The sequence below is a fragment of the Oscillospiraceae bacterium genome, assembly GCA_025758045.1.
In the GTDB taxonomy this organism is placed as follows: Bacteria; Bacillota; Clostridia; order Oscillospirales; family Ruminococcaceae; genus Gemmiger.
Genome location: CP107208.1, coordinates 2,500,105 through 2,517,903, shown reverse-complemented (window position 1 = coordinate 2,517,903; position 17,799 = coordinate 2,500,105). Strand labels below are relative to the sequence as shown.

Below are 17,799 nucleotides of genomic sequence, written 5' to 3'. Positions count from 1 at the left end.
GTTGGGAGTTGTTTTGTATTTGTATAAAATCGACACAAATCAGCAGCGTTTCTTGTACGGGTGTATAAAAAAGACCCATACAAGGTGCTTTTTACACCTTGTATGGGTTTTGTTAAAGTTATGCGCCGTAGATATAGTAGGGGTTCTGGCCGAGGTACTGGCTGCGGCGGTTCCACACCGTGTGAGTGGCCAGGTAGTCCGCCCAGGCCTGGTAGCCTGCGGCGTTGAAGTGTACGCCGTCCTTGGTGGCGTAGTCATCGTACTGGCTGCCGTCGGCGGGATTGGTCAGCACCTCGCGCACATTGACGAAGTAGCAGCCCTTGCGCAGCGCCATATTGGCCAGCAGGTCGTTGGCAGTGGCAATGCGGGCGTTATCCAGGCCGGGCTTGCTTTGGACGACATCCTCCTGCACGCCGGGAATGGACTGGATATAGAAGGCAACGCCGGGGTTAAGCTGCTCGCGCAGCATGTCGATCAGACGCTCGTAGTAAGCGATGAAGCTCTCCTCGCTGCCCTGCACGACCAGGTTGTTGGTGCCCACCAGGATATACAGGTAATCTGGCTGGCTGGCCACGATGGTCTCCATAGGGGTCTCGGTGGCTCCGGTGACGGCATTCTTCACGCTGACGTTATTGACGAAGGTCTGCACGCCTGCGCTGACATAGGTGGCATAGTGGGCATTTTTGTAGCCGGTATCGTAGATGCCCAGGCCTGAAGCGATACTGTCGCCCGCGAAGGTGACGGTATCAAAGTAGGAGGACGTTACGGTGCCCAGCATGGGGACAGCTACCATGCGGTGGTCGGTGTTGAGGTATTCGGTATCGATGGTTTGCTCGACGGCCGTGGAGGTATCCCACACGGCGGTATCGACGGCCTGCACGATGCGGGCCGGGCCATCTCCTGTACTGACAGGCTCAGCGGGAGCGGTCGCTTCAACGGGGGCTTCGGACTCGGCCTCGGTGCTTTCTGAAGTGGAGACAGGCTCGGCAGCGGCGGCTTCACCCTCGGCGGGCTGAGCATCGCGCTGCATCCAGAACCAGCCGACACCGGCGCAGGCTGCGGCTAAAACAATGAGCAGTGCCAGCATCAGGCTGCGTTTGCGCTTTTTTCCGGCTACTTCATTGCGGTAGGTATAAAAATCAGACATTGAATAGCTCCTGACTTTCCGTAATTTTAGGACGGTACTATTATACCCTTTTTTCACCCCGTCAGCAAGGGAAAGCACAATCTTTTACAAATGAAATTAGGCAGTCTTTACATCAGGCTGAACAGGTCGACCTGGCTCGTCTCGGGCAGGCTGCCCAAAGCACCCACAGAGCGCAGCTTATCGAATACTGAGTTCGCCACGCCGCTGGCCTGCTGCAACTCCTCAACCGAGATGTACTGCTGGCCGTGGATGGTGGCCTCTTCCAGTGCAACGGCAGCGGCATCACCCAGGCCGCGCAGTGCGGTGAAAGGCAGACGGACCTTGCCATCCTCGACCACGTACTTGCTGGCGTAGCTCTTGCCCAGTTCGATGGGCAGGAACTGGCAGCCGCGCTGCAGCATCTCGTTTTCCAGCTGCAGGCTGACCAGAGCGTCATCGTCCTTGGCAGTACGTTCTTCCTTGGGAATCTTCTCGTTGTCCTTCAAGTGCTGCTTGGCTACGCGCACACCGCCGACGGCGGCCTCGTAGTCAATATCGGCGCCGCGGACTGTGAAGTAGACCGCGTAGAAGATGGCCGGGTGGTAGACCTTGAACCACATCAGGCGGATGGCCGCCATCAGGTAGGCCACCGCGTGGGCCTTGGGGAACATATATTTGATCTTGCGGCAGGATTCGATGTACCAATCGGGCACATCGTGTTCCTTCATGGCTTCCTCCCAGCCGGGCTTGAAGCCACCCTTGGCGACCTTGCCTTTACGCACGGCCTCCATGATGTCGAAGGCCATCTTCGGTTCCAGGCCTTTGCGCAGCAGGTACAGCATGATACTGTCACGGCAGCCGATGACTTCGGCAATCGTGCAGGTACCGGAACGGATGAGTTCGTCGGCGTTGCCGGTCCAGACGTCGGTGCCGTGGGACAGGCCGGAGATCTGGATCAGCTCAGAAAAGTTTTTGGGCTGGGCATCCAGCAGCATCTGGCGCACGAAGTTGGTGCCCATTTCGGGGATGCCGAAGGTGCCGGTCTTGGAGCCGATCTGTTCCTCGGTCACGCCGAGGGCCTCAGGGCTGGTGAGCAGGCTGTAGACCTTGGGGTCGTTCATCGGCACCGAGTCGATGGGGATGCCGGAGTATTCCTCGAAGAACTTGTAGAAGGTAGGCACATCGTGGCCCAGCTCGTCCAGCTTGAGCAGCGTATCGTGCAGGTACTTAAATTCAAAGTGGGTGGTCAGCAGACCGCCTTTGACGTCGTCGGCGGGGTGCTGGATGGCGCAGAAATCGTAGATGTCGAAGGTATCCGGCACGACGACCATGCCGCCGGGGTGCTGGCCGGTGGTACGCTTGACGCCGGTGCAGCCGATGACCAGGCGGTTTTCCTCAGCACGGTTGACGGTCTTGCTGCGCTCTTCGAGATACTTTTTGACGTAACCGAAGGCAGTCTTGTCCTGCAGACCGGATACCGTGCCGGCCTTAAAGACGTTTTCCTTTCCAAACAATTCCTCGGTATAACGATGAACGTGGGATTGGTACATGCCGGAAAAGTTCAGGTCGATATCAGGCTCTTTGTCGCCATAGAAGCCCAGGAACGTCTCGAAGGGAATGTCATGGCCGTCGACGAGCATCGGCTTGCCGCAGACCGGGCAATCCTTATCGGGCAGGTCGAAGCCGTCGAAGTGGATGCCGTCGTCGATCCACTCACTGTGCTTGCAGTTGGGGCACAGATAGTGCGGCGGCATCGAGTTGACCTCGGAAATGCCAGAAAAGTGTGCTACGGCGGAAGATCCAACGGAACCACGGCTGCCGACCTGGTAACCGCCCGCGTTGGAGTAGGCCACCAGACGCACGGCGATGACGTACAAAACGGCGTAGCCGTGGCCGCAGATGGAGTCCAGCTCCTTCTTCAGGCGCTTTTGCAGCACATCGGGTACGGGTGTGCCGTAGTCGCGGGCTGCGTGGCTCCAGGTGTCGGTACGCAGTTCTTCCTCGGCGCCGGGGATGCTGGGCGGGTAGGTGCCTTTGGGGATGGCGCGCAGGTTGTTATCGATGGTGGCGGCGATCTTGTTGGGGTTGGTCACCACGATCTCGTAGGCCTTATCCTCAGGCAGGTAGCTGAAATCGTCCAGCATGTCCGGGGTGGTGCGGTAGTACAGCGGGGCCTGGTTGTCGGCATCCTTGAAGCCGTTGCCCGCCTGCAGGACAGCGCGGTAGATCCAGTCCTCCGGCTCCTGGAAGTGGGAGTCGCCGGTGGCGACGACGGGCTTGTGCAGGTCCTCGCCCAGTTTGATGACAGTGCGGTTGAAGTCCTTGATTGTGTCAATGGACTCCACCTGGCCGTTGCGGACCATGAACTCGTTGTTGCCAAGCGGCTGGACTTCGAGATAGTCGTAATAGTCAGCAATGCGCAGCAGCTGCTCGTAGGGCTGGCCGGCCACGATGGCGCGGTACAGCTCGCCAGCTTCGCAGGCGGGCGAAAGAAGCAGGCCCTCGCGGTATTTGTTCAACAAACTGCGGGGCACGCGCGGCTTTTTAAAGAAATACTGGGTGTGGGCCGCGCTGACGATGCGGTACAGGTTTTTCAGACCCACCTGGTTCTGCACGAGAATGATCAGGTGGTAGTACTTTTTCTTAAGCACCTCTTTGTTGCCGCCAAGGCCGGTGTTGATGGCCTCAACGGTGTGGATGTCCTTTTCTTCCAGATCAGACAGCATGACCTCGAAGATGCGGGCCAGCGCCATGGCGTCATCGACCGCGCGGTGGTGGTTGAAAGGCGGAATCTCCAGATGCTTGTTGATGGTGTCCAGCTTGTAGTTGCGCAGGCCCGGGAACAACGCCTGACCCATGGGCAGGGTGTCGATGTAGGTGTTTTCATCCCAGCTGACACCGGCCTTCTCCCCCGCTTTGCGGATGAAGAGCATATCAAAGCTGTGGGCATTGTGGGCAACGAGAATGTTATTGCCACAGAACTCCTTAAAGGCGCGAATAGCTTCTTCGGGGCTGGGGGCATCGGCGACCATGGCATCGTTGATGCCGGTCAGGTCCACCACCTTTTGCGGGATGGGCTTGCCGGGGTTGACGAAAGTGCAGAACTTCTTTTCCTCGTTGATCTTGCCGTTCTCGACATAGACGGCGCCGATCTCGGTCAGGCGCTCGACGTTGGAATCGAGGCCCGTGGTCTCGGTGTCAAACACGACGAAGGTGCCGGGCAGTTCCATCTGGGCATTGCCGTAGACGGCGGGAATCATGTCGTCCACGAAGTAAGCCTCACAGCCGTAGATCAGCTTGAAGTTGGGGTCGGTCTCGTGGATGGCATCGGTGGCCAGCATGGCTTCGGGGTAGCCCTGGCAGACGCCGTGGTCAGTGATGGCAATAGCACGGTGACCCATGCGGTGAGCCAGGCGCACGATCTTGCCGGGATCATTGAAGGCGTCCATCGAACTGGACTTGGTGTGCAGGTGCAGCTCCACGCGCTTGTGGCCCTCGGGGGCGGTATCCTGGCGCTGCTGGCGCTCGACCTGCAGAACATCGTAAGGAAGCACGACATAGTCATGCTCGTACTTATCGTACATATAGTTGCCGCGCACGATGAGGGTCGTGCCAGGCTTGAGGTTCTCCCACTTGGACATGTCGGCGTCCTCGTCCCCCAGCACTTTGAGGTTGACGGAGCCGGAATAGTCGGTGATGGAAGTGAAATAAATTTTGCGGCGGCTGCCCTTGACTTCGGTGGCGAAAACATCGCCCCAGATGGTGACCTTGCCGCCGTCGCCCAGGTCATTGAGGCGGCGTGTCTCGGTAGGTTTGAAGTTTTTGCCGTAGAACAGCTTGACAGGCTTGTCCGTAAGGGCCAGGCCCTCGATTGTGAAGTCCGGCGGGGTCTCCTTGGCCTCAAACTTGACAACGGGGGTCTTTTCCTGCAAATATTGCTCCAGTTCCTCATCAGTGCGGGCCTTGCCGGTATCCGCCAGGCGGATGATGGGCAGGCTGCCGGTACGCTCCCGGATCAGCTCGGCCAGGACACGGGGCAGTTCGACGCTTTCGAGGATGGCGCGGCCTGCGTTGACGCGCACTGTGATGCCGTCGCTGCCGAAGGCGACAGGCTGGCTTTTATCAAGAAAACCGTTGACCGGCATGCCTTTTTCTTTCAGTTCCTCGATCATCAGGCGCACGGCTTCTGGCGTGATGTTGGGGTAGGCAAAGTAGTTTTGCAGATGCAGCTCGTACCCGGCGAACACCTCCTGCAGGGAAGCACAAAGACGCCCGCACAGCGCCTGATCCAAGGGTTCAGAGCTGCGCAGGCGGAGGATCACCTGGCGGGTGGTGCGATGCAGCTCGACACAGTCTACAATGACGCTGCCGAAGGCATCGCAGAATTGTTGATCGGCCGTAAACTGCGGCCATACCTGGGTAACAAAGGGTTTCAATCGTGTACCTCGTACTCTTTGAAGCCTCCCCCACAGAGGAGGCCAAGCATGTGGTTACATTTTATGGATCTCATCCAGCAGCTGGCCGACGATGTCGCCTTTCAGCATGCGGACTTTTTCGCCGCGGATGAAGAGCAGGGCTTCGTCCTTGCCGCCTGCAATGCCGATGTCGGCATCGGAGGCTTCGCCGGGACCATTGACGACACAGCCCATGATGGCAATTTTCAGCGGCTTTTTGAAGCCTTCATCCCGCAGGCGCTTTTCGACCTCGTTGGCGATTTCGATCATCGGGTACTGGGTGCGGCCGCAGGTGGGGCAGCTGATGATCTCCGGTCCGGCCACGGCGTAGCCGACAGCGCGCAGAATATCGTAACCGGCGTAAACTTCGTTCTCTGGCTCGTCGGTCAGGCTGACGCGCAGGGTATCGCCCAGACCCTCCAGCAGCAGGCCGCCAATGCCCATGCCGGACTTGATGAGACCCATACGGTTGCCGCCGGCCTCGGTGACGCCGACATGCAGCGGGTAATCGGTCTGGCTGGCCAGCAGGCGGTACGCGGCCATCATGCGAGGCACGTTGCTGGACTTGATGGAGATGACGATGTTATGGAAGTCGTGCTTTTCCAGCAGGCGTACATGGTAGAGAGCGCTCTCGACCATGGCCTCGGGCACGGGGGCACCATACTTGGCCAGGATGTGCTTTTCGAGGCTGCCGCCATTGACGCCGATACGGATGGGCACGCCCTTCTGGTTGCAGGCATCGGCCACGGCCTTGACGCGGTCGTCGTCGCCGATGTTGCCGGGGTTGATGCGAATTTTATCGGCACCGGCATCCAGCGCGGCCAGCGCGGCGCGGTAGTCAAAATGGATGTCGGCCACGACGGGGATGTCGACGGCCTCTTTAATGGCGGCCACCACGGCGGCGTCCGACGGACTGGGCACTGTGACGCGGACGATCTGGCAGCCTGCAGCGGCTACGCGCTTGGCCTGGGCCACGTTGCCCGCAATATCCTTGACAGGGACGTTCAGCATCGTCTGTACGGCGATGGGGTTGGTACCGCCAATTTTAATATTGCCGATTTTGACTTCTCTTTTCAGTTGACGTGTCATCTTTTTTCTCCTTACAAGAATCGGGTGAGGTCCTGCATGGTCACCAGCAACATCAGCCACAAAAGCAGCGCCATACCGGCGGTGTTGACCACCATCTGCAATTTTTGCGGCGCGGCGCGGCCGAAAATAGCTTCAATGAGCAGGAAGATCAGCTTGCAGCCGTCCAGTGCCGGGATGGGCAGCAGGTTAAAGATGCCGATATTGATGGTGATAAGCGCGAGCAGCGAGAACACATCCTGCCAGCCGTACTGCATGGCCTGGCCAATGGTGGTGGCGGTGCCGATGGGGCCGGAAAGCTCCTCGACCCCCACCTGCCCGGTGGCGAGCTGCCAGAAGCCGCCCAGGATGGCGGTGCTGTAATAGCGGAACAGCGTGCCCGTGCGCTGTAACACATGCCGTGGCGTTTTGGAGAGCGCTGCTACACGGAAATCAATAGCGATGGTGTTGCCGTCGGCATCGGTAGAAGGACCTACCGTAACACCCGGCAGGTGCACGACCTGGCAATTCCGCAGGACGGTGAAATCGTGGGTTTGGGTGGTGCCGTCAAAACAGCCGGAAAGGTCACCGATGGTGCGGCAGACCTGGCCGTCTACTTTCAGGATGGTGTCCCCTTCCCGCAGGCCGTCGGCGCAGCTTTGGGCGTTGTTGGTAAACTGGGCCACGGTAGTGCTGCCCAGCTTACCGCTTGTAATAACCAGCACCAGCAACACCACAAAGCCCAGCACAAAGTTCATCATCGCACCGCTCAGCGTTACGATAAAACGCTGCCAGGCGGTGGCTTCCTCAAAGGGCTGGTCCTGCACAACGACCGGAAACAGGCTGCGCCTGCGCGGCTGTTTGGGGGCGGGCTGCGGCGCAGGCGCGGCGGTTTCCTCTGCGTCCGCGTCCTCGTTGTCCTCCGGCAGGGGGCTGAACAGGTTGTAGCCGCCCAGCGGGAACAGGCGCAGGGTATAGGTGGTACTTCCCCTTCTGCGCTGAAAAATTTTGGGGCCGAAACCGATGGAAAATTCCTCGACATGGATGCCGCAATGGCGGGCGGCAAGAAAATGCCCCAGTTCATGTACCAAAATGACCGCCCCAAACACGAGCAGTGATACCAGCCCGGTCAGCAATGCAGTCATAGACACCTCACAAAATCAAATGTGCGCTTCCACATAGGCACGCGCCATACGGTCACATTCATAAACGTCAGACAAAGTATAGTCGCCGCCGAAGCTGTCGCTGTCAACGATGCCCTCAACCAGACGGCCGATGTCCAAAAAGCCGATCTCATCCCGCAGAAAGTGGGCCACGGCGGCCTCGTTGGCACCGTTGGCGGCGCAGGGGGCCAAGCCGCCCTTGCGGATGGCCTTTTTGCAGGCGGCCAGGCAGCGGAAGGTCTCATCGTCCGCCTGGGCGATGCTAAGCTTGGTCAGCGCGGTGAAGTCCAGCTCCGGCACGGGGCTGGGCAGGCGGTCGGGCCAGGTCAACGCGTACTGGATGGGGATACGCATATCCGGCACGCCCAGCTGGGCAATGATGGAATGGTCGGCAAACTGCACGGCCGAATGGATGATGCTCTCCCGCTGGACAACGATCTGAATTTTATCCTCGGGCAGGCCGAACAGCCAGGCAGCTTCGATCAGCTCCAGGCCCTTGTTCATCAGGGTGGCGGAGTCGATGGTGATCTTGGCACCCATGTTCCAGTTGGGATGCTTGAGGGCATCGGACTTGGTCTTGGTGCGCAGCTCCTCGGTCTTCATGCCGAAGAAGGGGCCGCCGGAGGCCGTGAGCAGAATCTTCTCCAGCGTTTTGGCGCTGGGGGCGTCCTGCAGGCACTGGAATATGGCGCTGTGTTCGCTGTCCACAGGCAGCAGTTTGACGCCGTATTTTTTGACGGCATCGGTGACCAGGTGGCCGCCGGTAACAAGACTCTCTTTATTGGCGAGGGCCAGGTCGTGGCCGCTCTCAATGGCAGCCAGCGAGGCAGGCAGACCCGCGATGCCGACGACAGCGTTCAGCACCACATCGGGGCCGTCCATGGCGGCCAGCTCGCGCAGACCCTCGGCACCCTGCAGCAGCTTGGGGGCATCGGCCTGACCGGCCAGCGCGGCAGAAAGCCTTGCATAAGCATCGGGGTTTACCACGGCTACGTATTTGGGGTGGAACTCGTTGATCTGCTCCAGCAGTTTATCCACGCTGGAATTGGCGGCCAGACCAAACACGGAATAGCCGTGCATGCGGGCTACGTCCAGGCTCTGGGTGCCGATAGAGCCGGTAGAACCCAGCAGCGTAATGGTTTTATTCATGTTGACACGTCCTTTTTTACAGAACATAGAAGAAATAGCGCACTGCGATGGAAACGAACGGGGCAATGAACATCACACTGTCAAAGCGGTCAAGGATGCCGCCGTGCCCCGGAAAGATGGTGCCGTAATCCTTGATGCCGACCTGACGCTTGACCGACGAGGCGAACAGATCGCCCAGGATGCCCAGCACCGAGGCGATAGCGCCCATGACCACCAGGATGGCATAGTGGCGGGGCTGCACCTGAATGGTGATGACGTTGTGGCTGGCCGACAGGAACGAGTAGACCAGCGTGAGCACCACGCCCACCAGCACGCTGCCAAAGATGCCGCCGATGGCACCCTCCACCGTTTTGTGGGGACTGACGATGGGGGCCAGCTTGTGCTTGCCGAAGGCCCGGCCTGCAAAGTAAGCAGCCGTGTCACCGCCCCAGGCGAAGCAGAGGATCAGCAGGATAAAGTAGATGGCATCATAGCGATACTGCGCAAAGGGCAGGCAGCGCTTGAGGTGGATCAGCGAGTAGAAGCAGAACACGATGACCCCGGAGAAGTACACGTAGCCCGAAAGCTTGCCGAAATCCAATGTCTGCACGTGGGCAATCTGGCACACATTGAGAAACAGCACCAGCAAAAAGCAGAACGGCAGGATCAGGGCACGGACAGACTGGCTGCTGGTAAGCATGACCAGCAGCGTAAACGGCACAGCCGCGGCGTACAGATACCATTGCTTTTTGCCAAAGCCCATAGCGCTGAACACCTCGTGGATGGCCAGCAGGCAGATGGCGCTGAGGACAAAATCAAAAACAATGGTATCAAAAAATGCCAGCACAACGGCCAAAACAGCCAGGCCAACAACAGCGGTGATAACGCGGGTCTTCATACGGTGTTCCCTTTCACGGATAGATTTAATAACAGCCTATGCGGGCATGCCATCAGGCATACCCGCACAGGCATGGTTGGAGGGCTGATGCGTGAGGATCAGACTTCCATGATTTCTTTGTTTTTGGCGGCGCAGGTCTCGTCGATCTGTTTGACGTACTTGTCGGTCAGCTTTTGGGTCTCTTCTTCCAGCTTCTTCTGGTCGTCCTCGGTCAGCTCACCGGCCTTCTTCATGGCCTTGAACTTATCCATGGCGTCGCGGCGGACGTTACGGACGGCGACCTTGGCCTCCTCGCCCTGCTTCTGGACCTCCTTGGTCAGCTGCTTGCGGCGCTCCTCGGTGGGGGCGGGAAAGACCAGGCGGATGACCTGGCCGTCATCGATGGGGTTAATGCCGATGTCGCTGGTCTGGAGGGCCTTGGAGATGGGCTTGAGCATCTGACGGTCCCAGGGAGTGATGGTCAGGATGCGGGCCTCGGCCACAGCCACAGCGGCGATCTGGTTGATGGGCGTGGGGCTGCCGTAGTAGTCCACGGCGACCTTGTCCAGGATGGCGGGGTTGGCGCGGCCGGCGCGGATGGCGGCCAGCTCGTGGACCAGGTGGTTGACGCTGGCGCTCATTTTCTCTTCATAGGGTTTGGTAGTGCTGCTCATAGTGAATTCTCCTTATTCCTGTATTAGTATAGGGGGATATTATGAATTTTTCTGCTTACAAAGTAATGATCTGCCTTACTCTTTTACCAGGGTGCCCACGACCTCGCCCTGCAGGGCCTTGGCAATGTTGGCGGGCTCGCCCAGGTCGAAGACCAGGATAGGCAGGCCGTTGTCGCGGCATAGGGTGGCGGCGGTGGAGTCCATGACGGCCAGACGCTCATCCAGCACGCGGGTGAAGGTCAGCGTGTCGTAGCGCACAGCGTCGGCGTACTTATGGGGATCCTTGTCATAGACACCGTCCACCATGGTGGCCTTGAACATAGCGTCTGCACCGATCTCCAACGCGCGCAGGGCGCTGGCGGTATCGGTGGAGAAGATGGGGTTGCCGGTGCCGCCGCCGAAGACGACGATCTTACCGGATTCCAGCGCGGCGATGGCCTTGTCGCTGGTGAACACCTCGGCCACCTGGGGCATGAAGGAACTGGTCATGACCACGGCGGGCACGCCCTGCTGGCGCAGGGCATCCTTGACGGCCAGCGCGTTCATCACGGTAGCCAGCATGCCGATCTTATCAGCGTCCATGCGGTCCATCTTACCGCTGGAACGGCCGCGCCAGAAGTTGCCGCCGCCGACCACGATGCCGATCTGGGCGCCCAGGTCGTGGGCTGCCTTGATGCCAGCGCAGATGGAAGCGATGGTCTCCTCATCAAAGCCGGTGCCCTTGGGACCGGAGAGAGCCTCGCCGCTGACTTTCAGCAGGATACGTTTATACTGAATTGCCATAATACACACCTCTTGCGTTTACCGCACACAGGCACAGTAAACCATTGTTTTATTTGGGTACTATTTTACAATAATTTGGCCGTAAAGTAAAGCCATGAAATAAAAAAAGCGCATCTTCTGCCCCGGCCGCAGGAACGGCGGGCAAAAAACACGCAGGATTTGTTGCAATGAAACCAGTAAGATATTAAGGCAACACCGCACAATTCCCGCCTTACGGCTTAAGCACCGCTTCGGCGGCTGCGGCACGGCATCTGCGTTGCCAAAATGCTCGATAATACACAAAGTATTATCTGCGCTTTTGGCTTAGCAGCTGCCGTGCCTCGCTCGCCGTATCGGCACTTAGACTTGTGCGGTATTGCCTTAAGTGTCGGAAGGCTCCTCCGGGGCGGAAAGGTAAAGACGGAGTTCGCTCTCGTACAAGCGGCGGCGACGCCGGGTGCTGCCTGTGTCCGGAGCAGACAGATGCAGCGTGCCCAGGGCTTCGGCCTGGCAGGTGGGCAGAGTGAACAGCAGGCCGCGCTCCCCTTCCGGCTGGCTGATCTGCCAGCCCATGGCGGTACAGTAGGCTCGGATCAGCGGCAGGCCCAGGCCGCCTTTAGCCAGCAGCTCCGAGGTCCAGATGCCCTCCAACAGCAGGCGGCGGGCATCCTGCGGCAGGCCGGGCCCGTTATCGCGGTACAAAAGCTGGTTCTGCGTGCAGGTAAGGGTGATCTCCACGGCGTCCGGTTCCGGCACGGCCTGAATGGAGTTGGTAAACAGGTTGACCAGCAGCCCATCCAGCAGGGCGGGGTCTCCCATCGTGGGGAAAACGTCCAGGCCGGGGGCGGTCTCCAACCGGGCGTGGACCGCGCGGGTGCCGCCCACCGTCAACTCGTTAAACAGCTCGACCGTCTCGTGCAGCTGGCTCAGCAGTTCCAGGGGGGCGGGCACACGCAGCATCTGCAATACGGGGGCCGCGGCAGCATCGGCGGCGTGGTCACCCAGGCGGCGCAGGTAGGCCAGCTGCCAGTTGATCTCTCGCATCATGGTGCGCAGGTCGGCGTACTCGGCAGGGTTCAGGTGTTGGAGCATGTAGTCGTCCAGGACTTCGACCGCGTTTTCCAGTTGGTTGAAGGTGCCCTGGAAACGACCGCGCAAACCGCCGCGCAGCGCCAAAGCCAACGATTCATCGTCCTGCAGCATGCGGTTACGCCCCTTTCTTTAATATGTTTCCAGTTCCCGGATATACTCCAGCATGCCTTTCAGCAGTTTGCCGTTGGACAGTACAGCGTCCTGCGGCAGGCCAAAGCGCACACAAAGCTGCTGATACAGCGGTGTGCCCTGCTTTTGCATCGCACGGGAGAGCCGACCGACGGCTGCTGTGATGGCACGCTCGTCCACCGGCTGGTCCTTGGCGGCCATCTGGTACAGGATGCCGATGGGCAGATCCCGTTCATCCGACCAGGCAAAAAGGATCATCCGCTCCAGGTATGTACAGCCGCTCAGCACCGGGTTGGCCTGCATGTCCCGCAGGATACGGCGGCAGTGGTTCCGCACACGGTAGAGCTGCGCGGCTTCGTCGCCAGCGCCCAGCAGGTAGACACGCTCAAACAGCGTGCGCATCTCGTATGGTCTAAGAATAACCTCTTGGCCGCGAAATGTCAACAAGGCATCTTCGGCAGAGGTCTGTTCCGGCGTGGGTGCCGAGAGCAGCAGCCGGGGTTTGGGCACCAGCTGCATGGCGCGTATCCCGCAGATAAGAGTCTGGATGCCGGGGTCGCGCAGCTGCATATCCAGCACGATGACCTGCGGGTTCAGCCCGTTCTGCAATAGCTGCAGCACCTCCCGCCCGGTGGAGACTACTGCCAGCGCACGGACCTCCGGGTGCGTCTGGGCAAAAAGATGTATGCTGCTGCGGTCCAAATGGGACTGCACCGCAAACAGTGTAGTGACAGGTGCAAATGAGCCTGTAAATCCCATGGTATCCCTTCCCTTTTTCCTGTCCGGGGTGCCCCGGTCATTCCATAGTAGTCTGCTCATAGTTACAACGTCCTGCCGCAGAAATCCGATAAAACATCGCGCAGCTGCTCCGGCCCGATGGAGTTCTCGTACAGATAGCACAGCAGCCGGCAGGCCGGGACTTCCTCCAGGGCGGCGGTGTAGTAGCTGACGGGCGCGGCCTCGCTGCTGCGGCGGGCGCTGAAGCAGAGCATGGTATCGCTGCGGCGCAGGGTGTACTCCACGCGGTGGGCCTGCTGCAGCCCGGGCAGTGCCGAGTATTCGCGCACATAGTGGGCCAAAGGAGCCTCTTGGACAGATTTCATCGTAGCGGTTCTCCCCTATTGTTTGATGCGGGGATGACAGTTATGCGGCCATTCCCCGGAAAATAGTTACTTACTAAAACTATAGGAGATAGTGGCGTGAGAATCAATGCACATACTGCACACGTTTTTATACGTTGATGGCATAAAATATGCGAAATGAATATACTATTGCAAGATATGTTCTCTTTTGCGTGTCGAAGCCTGGTAGAAACCGTCAGAATAGTGGGCAGCGCGTATATTTTCGTACATGAAAAATAATTTTTTATAATAAAAAAACCTGACAGCATATTTGCCGTCAGGTTTGTGGTGGAGGATGGGGGACTCGAACCCTCGACCTCTGCGATGTGAACGCAGCGCTCTAACCAGCTGAGCTAATCATCCATATTCGGTTGGTCAACGCTGATTATTATAAAGCATTGCATCCGTTTTGTCAACCCCCTGCTGACACAAATTTACAGCCTGGAATTTGCCGCGCTGTTATGTGTATTTACATGCAAAAAGCCCCCGGCCGCGGCAAAACGGCTGGGGGCACGGATGCTATTTTACAGGAAAATCACTTGCTCAGGGCATCGGCCAGGGCGTGGAGCTGGGCGGTGGAAGCATCATCCAGCGAGCCCTTGACGGTGACGGTCTCGTCCAGGATGGTCAGGTTCTTGCTGGCCTCGAACATCTTGCGCATGACGCGGGCAGCGGTGGGCGCCCAGGAACCATTCTCCATCAGGGCGACGGTACGGTTCTGGTAGTTGCGCTCGGTCAGATGCTCGATGAAGGTCTTGGTGAACGGGAAGACGTCGCCGTTATAGGTGGGGGTTGCCAGCACCAGCTTGCTGAAGCGGAATGCCTGGGCGACGGCCTCGGCCATATCGCAGCGGGCCAGGTCCATCACAACGACCTGCTGGCCCTTGGTGCGCAGTTCCTCGGCCAGCTGCTCGGCAGCGTCGGCGGTATGGCCGTAGATGGAGGTATAGGCCACCAGGATTCCGTCGGTCTCGGGGCGGTAGGTGCTCCAGGTATCATAGGCAGCCAGCACGTCGGCCAGCTGCTCCTTATGCAGGATGGGGCCGTGCAGCGAGCAGATGGTCTCGATGTCCAGACCAGCAGCCTTTTTCAGCACAGCCTGCACCTGCACACCGTACTTGCCCACGATGCCGATGAAATAGCGGCGGGCTTCGGGCAGCCACTCTTCCTCCACGTCCAGTGCGCCGAACTTGCCGAAGGCATCAGCGCTGAACAGAACTTTGTCTGCATCGTCGTAGGTCATGATGACTTCCGGCCAGTGGACCATGGGGGCGGTGACGAAGTGCAGGGTGTGATGGCCCAGGGGCAGAGTGTCGCCTTCCTTGACGACGATGCGGCGGTCAGCATAGTCTGTGCCGAAGAACTGCTGCATCATGACAAAGGCCTTGGCGGAAGATACAATTTTAGTGGTGGGGTATGCCTGGGCAAAGGCATCGATGGAACCGGCGTGGTCAGGCTCCATGTGCTGGACAACCAGGTAGTCAGGTGCACGATCACCCAGTGCGGCGGCGATCTTGGTGATCCACTCGTCAGTAAAGTGGGCGTCAACGGTGTCCATCACAACGGTCTGGTCGTCCATGATCAGATAGGAGTTGTAGGCCATGCCGTTAGGGACGCTATATTGGCTTTCAAAGAGATCCACTGCGTGATCATTGACACCAAGGTAAACAATATCTTTTGTGATTTCCATAGTGGGTTCCTCCCGTAAATGAAAATTGGAATTGTGAGAATGAAAATTTGGGAATTGATGAGATTGAAATTGTTGAATCGGTGAGGTTGTGAGATTGATAAGTTTTTGCCGATGGGTATAGTATAGCATACTTTTAGGAATTTGTCTCGGTTTTTATAAAATTATTTTGAGAAAAATGTAAATATTTAGGAGGCAATAAAATGCTTTCTCTCCCCCACCTGCCTGCGGCAGGAGCCTCCTCACAGAGGAGGCTGTTTGATGGGGCATCATACTTAGATGAACAAAAATCCCCGCCTTGCGGCGGGGACGGGCTGCAGTGATTATACGCGGGTCTTCAGGACTTCGTGCTCGGGCACGGAGGCATCCATGGCGCGCGGGGCGCCTTCGACCCACTGGATGGCCTTCTTGGGGCACTTGCTTACGCAGGTACCGCAGCCATTGCACTTGGTGTAGTCGATGACAGCCACGTTGTCTTTCAGGAAGATGGCCTGATTCGGGCAGTTGCGCACGCACAGGCCGCAGGCAATGCAGCCGACCTTGCAGGTCTTGTTGACCACAGCACCCTTGTCCTTGCTGCTGCACTTAACGGCAGGCTGGGGGGCGATAGGCTTCATCTGGATGACCTTGCGCGGGCAGACAGCGGTGCAGGCAGTGCAGCCGGTGCACTTTTTGCGGTCGACTACCGCCACACCATTGATGACATGGATGGCATCGAATTTGCAGGCACGGGTGCAGTCACCCAGGCCTAAGCAGCCGTAGGCGCAGGCACTGGGGCCGCCAGCCAGAGCTGCCGCAGCGGCACAGGTCTGGATGCCCTGATAGTCAAAGCGCTTGCCGCAGTTTTCGCCGCCAGCGCAGATGACCGTAGCACGCAGGCTGGGGCGGTCATCGGTATCGTTGCCCATGATGGTGTTGATGGCGTCGGCCGCCTTGTCACCACCGGGGGCACATTTAAAGGTAGGGGCACCGTCCATGACGATGGCCTTGGCGTAGTCGGCACAGCCGGCATAGCCGCAGCCGCCGCAGTTGGCACCGGCCAGGCACTCGGTGATCTGTGCAATACGGGGGTCCTCATACACAGCCATGAATTTGGAAGCAAGCACCAGAATGACGCCGCCGGCCAGACCCAGCACCACCAGTACCACGATAGCTAATACGATAGGGTTCATTCTCTCCATTCCCCTTTCTTACAGAATCGCGTTGATGATGTTTTCGACCAGACCACCAAAGCCCATGAAGCTGAGCGAGGTGATAGCGGCGGAAACCAGCGTGATGGGCAGGCCCTTGAAGCTTTCCGGCGGGTTGGAGGCCTCGACGCGCTGACGCACGCCGCAGAACAGCAGCATAGCCACCAGGAAGCCCACACCGGCACCGGCTGCGCAGACGAGAGCCTCGGCATAGGCCATGCCGAAACCGAACTCAGTCACAACAGCGGAGTAGTCCTGCACGGCCAGGATGGTAACGCCCAGCACGCAGCAGTTGGTGGTGATCAGGGGCAGGTAGACGCCCAGGCTCTGGTACAGGGCCGGGACGTACTTTTTCAGCACGATCTCGATGAGCTGGACCAGAACGGCGATGACCAGAATGAAGACAATGGTCTGCAGATAGCCGAGATTAAACTTATCCAGCAGCAGGATCTGCATGGGGAAGGTAACGGCAGTGGCAATGACCATAACAGCGATAACGGCCGCACCCATGCCGGCGGAGGAATCCAGCTTTTTGGAAACGCCCAGGAACGGGCAGATGCCCAGGAACTGGACCAGGACGTAGTTGTTGACCAGGATCATGCTGAAGAAGATCGTGGCAAAGGTTGCGATATGTGCACTCATTCCTCAGCGCCCCCTTTCTGCTCTTCTTTGGCGGCGTCGATTTTTTCCAGCATCACATCGCCGCAGCTCTTGCGCTCGATGGGCTTGTTGAGCTTGCGCTCCAGCCAGACACAGCCAGCCATCAGGCAGCCGAAGACGAAGAAACCGCCGGGTGCGGAGTTCATCACGGTCATCTTGTCGACACTGTCGGGGATGATGGTGATGCCCAGCCAGGTGCCGTTGCCGATGATCTCACGGATGGAGGACATCAGCAGCATAGTCAGGATGTAGCCGATGCCCATGCCCAGGCCGTCCAGAGCGGAGTCGACAACGGTATTTTTGCAGGCGAACATCTCGGCACGGCCGAGGATGATGCAGTTAACGACGATCAGGGCCAGGTACACACCCAGGGATTTGTACAGGGCGGGCACGAAAGCCTGCAGCACCATCTGCACCACGGTAACGAAGGTGGCGATGATGACAATATAGCACGGCAGATGCACCTTGGCCGGGATGACCTTGCGCAGAGCCGAGATAACGATATTGGAGCAGATCAGAACAAAGGTCATGGCAAGACCCATGCCGACAGCGCCGGAAACGGTGGTGGTAACAGCCAGTGCGGAGCAGCAGCCCAGCACCAGGCGCAGGACGGGGTTCTCACGAATGATGCCCGCCGTAAAGACTTTCCATTTGCTCGGTTTCTCGTTCAT

Annotated in this window: 15 protein-coding genes and 1 tRNA gene; all 16 read right to left on the bottom strand. The window is 58.7% G+C overall.

The annotated features are described in order from the left end of the window. Window positions 1–118 precede the first annotated feature (118 nt). The 16 genes from OGM81_11725 to OGM81_11650 all read right to left on the bottom strand — a co-directional run bounded on the left by OGM81_11725 (window position 119) and on the right by OGM81_11650 (window position 17,799). Window positions 119–1,147 (bottom strand): GDSL-type esterase/lipase family protein, encoded by a 1,029-nt coding sequence (locus tag OGM81_11725; GenBank protein UYJ42992.1) that lies wholly within the window; start codon window positions 1,145–1,147, stop codon window positions 119–121. A 107-nt stretch (window positions 1,148–1,254) separates the two neighbouring features. Beyond that, window positions 1,255–5,562, bottom strand: a complete 4,308-nt coding sequence (locus OGM81_11720; GenBank protein ID UYJ42991.1) for a PolC-type DNA polymerase III — start codon at window positions 5,560–5,562, stop codon at window positions 1,255–1,257. A gap of 54 nt (window positions 5,563–5,616) precedes the next feature. After that, window positions 5,617–6,669: a flavodoxin-dependent (E)-4-hydroxy-3-methylbut-2-enyl-diphosphate synthase gene (ispG, locus tag OGM81_11715; protein UYJ42990.1), complete on the bottom strand. Its 1,053-nt coding sequence runs from the start codon at window positions 6,667–6,669 to the stop codon at window positions 5,617–5,619. Window positions 6,670–6,680: 11 nt separating this feature from the next. Further along, on the bottom strand, window positions 6,681–7,790 hold the full coding sequence (locus OGM81_11710) for a site-2 protease family protein (protein UYJ42989.1): 1,110 nt from the start codon (window positions 7,788–7,790) through the stop codon (window positions 6,681–6,683). A gap of 15 nt (window positions 7,791–7,805) precedes the next feature. Continuing rightward, on the bottom strand, window positions 7,806–8,957 hold the full coding sequence (dxr, locus tag OGM81_11705) for a 1-deoxy-D-xylulose-5-phosphate reductoisomerase (GenBank protein ID UYJ42988.1): 1,152 nt from the start codon (window positions 8,955–8,957) through the stop codon (window positions 7,806–7,808). A gap of 16 nt (window positions 8,958–8,973) precedes the next feature. Beyond that, window positions 8,974–9,834, bottom strand: a complete 861-nt coding sequence (locus OGM81_11700; protein UYJ42987.1) for a phosphatidate cytidylyltransferase — start codon at window positions 9,832–9,834, stop codon at window positions 8,974–8,976. A 98-nt stretch (window positions 9,835–9,932) separates the two neighbouring features. Continuing rightward, complete coding sequence (gene frr, locus OGM81_11695; protein ID UYJ42986.1) at window positions 9,933–10,487, bottom strand: ribosome recycling factor; 555 nt, start codon at window positions 10,485–10,487, stop codon at window positions 9,933–9,935. Window positions 10,488–10,562: 75 nt separating this feature from the next. Beyond that, window positions 10,563–11,270, bottom strand: coding sequence for a UMP kinase (gene pyrH / locus OGM81_11690; protein ID UYJ42985.1), 708 nt, complete (start codon window positions 11,268–11,270; stop codon window positions 10,563–10,565). Window positions 11,271–11,630: 360 nt separating this feature from the next. Continuing rightward, window positions 11,631–12,452, bottom strand: a complete 822-nt coding sequence (locus tag OGM81_11685; protein UYJ42984.1) for an ATP-binding protein — start codon at window positions 12,450–12,452, stop codon at window positions 11,631–11,633. 18 nt (window positions 12,453–12,470) lie between these two features. After that, the gene (locus tag OGM81_11680; protein ID UYJ42983.1) at window positions 12,471–13,229 is read right to left on the bottom strand and encodes a hypothetical protein; all 759 of its coding nucleotides are present in this window, start codon (window positions 13,227–13,229) and stop codon (window positions 12,471–12,473) included. Window positions 13,230–13,291: 62 nt separating this feature from the next. After that, window positions 13,292–13,573, bottom strand: coding sequence for a hypothetical protein (locus OGM81_11675; GenBank protein ID UYJ42982.1), 282 nt, complete (start codon window positions 13,571–13,573; stop codon window positions 13,292–13,294). A 304-nt stretch (window positions 13,574–13,877) separates the two neighbouring features. After that, window positions 13,878–13,954, bottom strand: a tRNA-Val gene (locus OGM81_11670). A 172-nt stretch (window positions 13,955–14,126) separates the two neighbouring features. Further along, window positions 14,127–15,281, bottom strand: coding sequence for an FprA family A-type flavoprotein (locus OGM81_11665; GenBank protein ID UYJ42981.1), 1,155 nt, complete (start codon window positions 15,279–15,281; stop codon window positions 14,127–14,129). Window positions 15,282–15,601: 320 nt separating this feature from the next. Further along, on the bottom strand, window positions 15,602–16,450 hold the full coding sequence (locus OGM81_11660; protein ID UYJ42980.1) for an RnfABCDGE type electron transport complex subunit B: 849 nt from the start codon (window positions 16,448–16,450) through the stop codon (window positions 15,602–15,604). Between the two features lie 18 nt (window positions 16,451–16,468). Continuing rightward, window positions 16,469–17,110 (bottom strand): RnfABCDGE type electron transport complex subunit A, encoded by a 642-nt coding sequence (locus tag OGM81_11655; protein ID UYJ42979.1) that lies wholly within the window; start codon window positions 17,108–17,110, stop codon window positions 16,469–16,471. Then, complete coding sequence (locus OGM81_11650; protein ID UYJ42978.1) at window positions 17,107–17,799, bottom strand: electron transport complex subunit E; 693 nt, start codon at window positions 17,797–17,799, stop codon at window positions 17,107–17,109. Before OGM81_11650 ends, OGM81_11655 begins: the two co-directional genes overlap by 4 nt.

What these genes read in the sequence shown, in the direction of transcription:
- pyrH (UYJ42985.1), bottom strand. Translation starts at nt 11,270, where the DNA reads ATGGCAATTCAGTATAAACGTATCCTGCTGAAAGTCAGCGGCGAGGCT.
- OGM81_11665 (UYJ42981.1), bottom strand. Translation starts at nt 15,281, where the DNA reads ATGGAAATCACAAAAGATATTGTTTACCTTGGTGTCAATGATCACGCA.
- OGM81_11650 (UYJ42978.1), bottom strand. Translation starts at nt 17,799, where the DNA reads ATGAACGAGAAACCGAGCAAATGGAAAGTCTTTACGGCGGGCATCATT.
- OGM81_11700 (UYJ42987.1), bottom strand. Translation starts at nt 9,834, where the DNA reads ATGAAGACCCGCGTTATCACCGCTGTTGTTGGCCTGGCTGTTTTGGCC.
- frr (UYJ42986.1), bottom strand. Translation starts at nt 10,487, where the DNA reads ATGAGCAGCACTACCAAACCCTATGAAGAGAAAATGAGCGCCAGCGTC.
- OGM81_11680 (UYJ42983.1), bottom strand. Translation starts at nt 13,229, where the DNA reads ATGGGATTTACAGGCTCATTTGCACCTGTCACTACACTGTTTGCGGTG.
- dxr (UYJ42988.1), bottom strand. Translation starts at nt 8,957, where the DNA reads ATGAATAAAACCATTACGCTGCTGGGTTCTACCGGCTCTATCGGCACC.
- OGM81_11675 (UYJ42982.1), bottom strand. Translation starts at nt 13,573, where the DNA reads ATGAAATCTGTCCAAGAGGCTCCTTTGGCCCACTATGTGCGCGAATAC.
- OGM81_11685 (UYJ42984.1), bottom strand. Translation starts at nt 12,452, where the DNA reads ATGCTGCAGGACGATGAATCGTTGGCTTTGGCGCTGCGCGGCGGTTTG.
- OGM81_11660 (UYJ42980.1), bottom strand. Translation starts at nt 16,450, where the DNA reads ATGAACCCTATCGTATTAGCTATCGTGGTACTGGTGGTGCTGGGTCTG.
- OGM81_11725 (UYJ42992.1), bottom strand. Translation starts at nt 1,147, where the DNA reads ATGTCTGATTTTTATACCTACCGCAATGAAGTAGCCGGAAAAAAGCGC.
- OGM81_11710 (UYJ42989.1), bottom strand. Translation starts at nt 7,790, where the DNA reads ATGACTGCATTGCTGACCGGGCTGGTATCACTGCTCGTGTTTGGGGCG.
- OGM81_11655 (UYJ42979.1), bottom strand. Translation starts at nt 17,110, where the DNA reads ATGAGTGCACATATCGCAACCTTTGCCACGATCTTCTTCAGCATGATC.
- ispG (UYJ42990.1), bottom strand. Translation starts at nt 6,669, where the DNA reads ATGACACGTCAACTGAAAAGAGAAGTCAAAATCGGCAATATTAAAATT.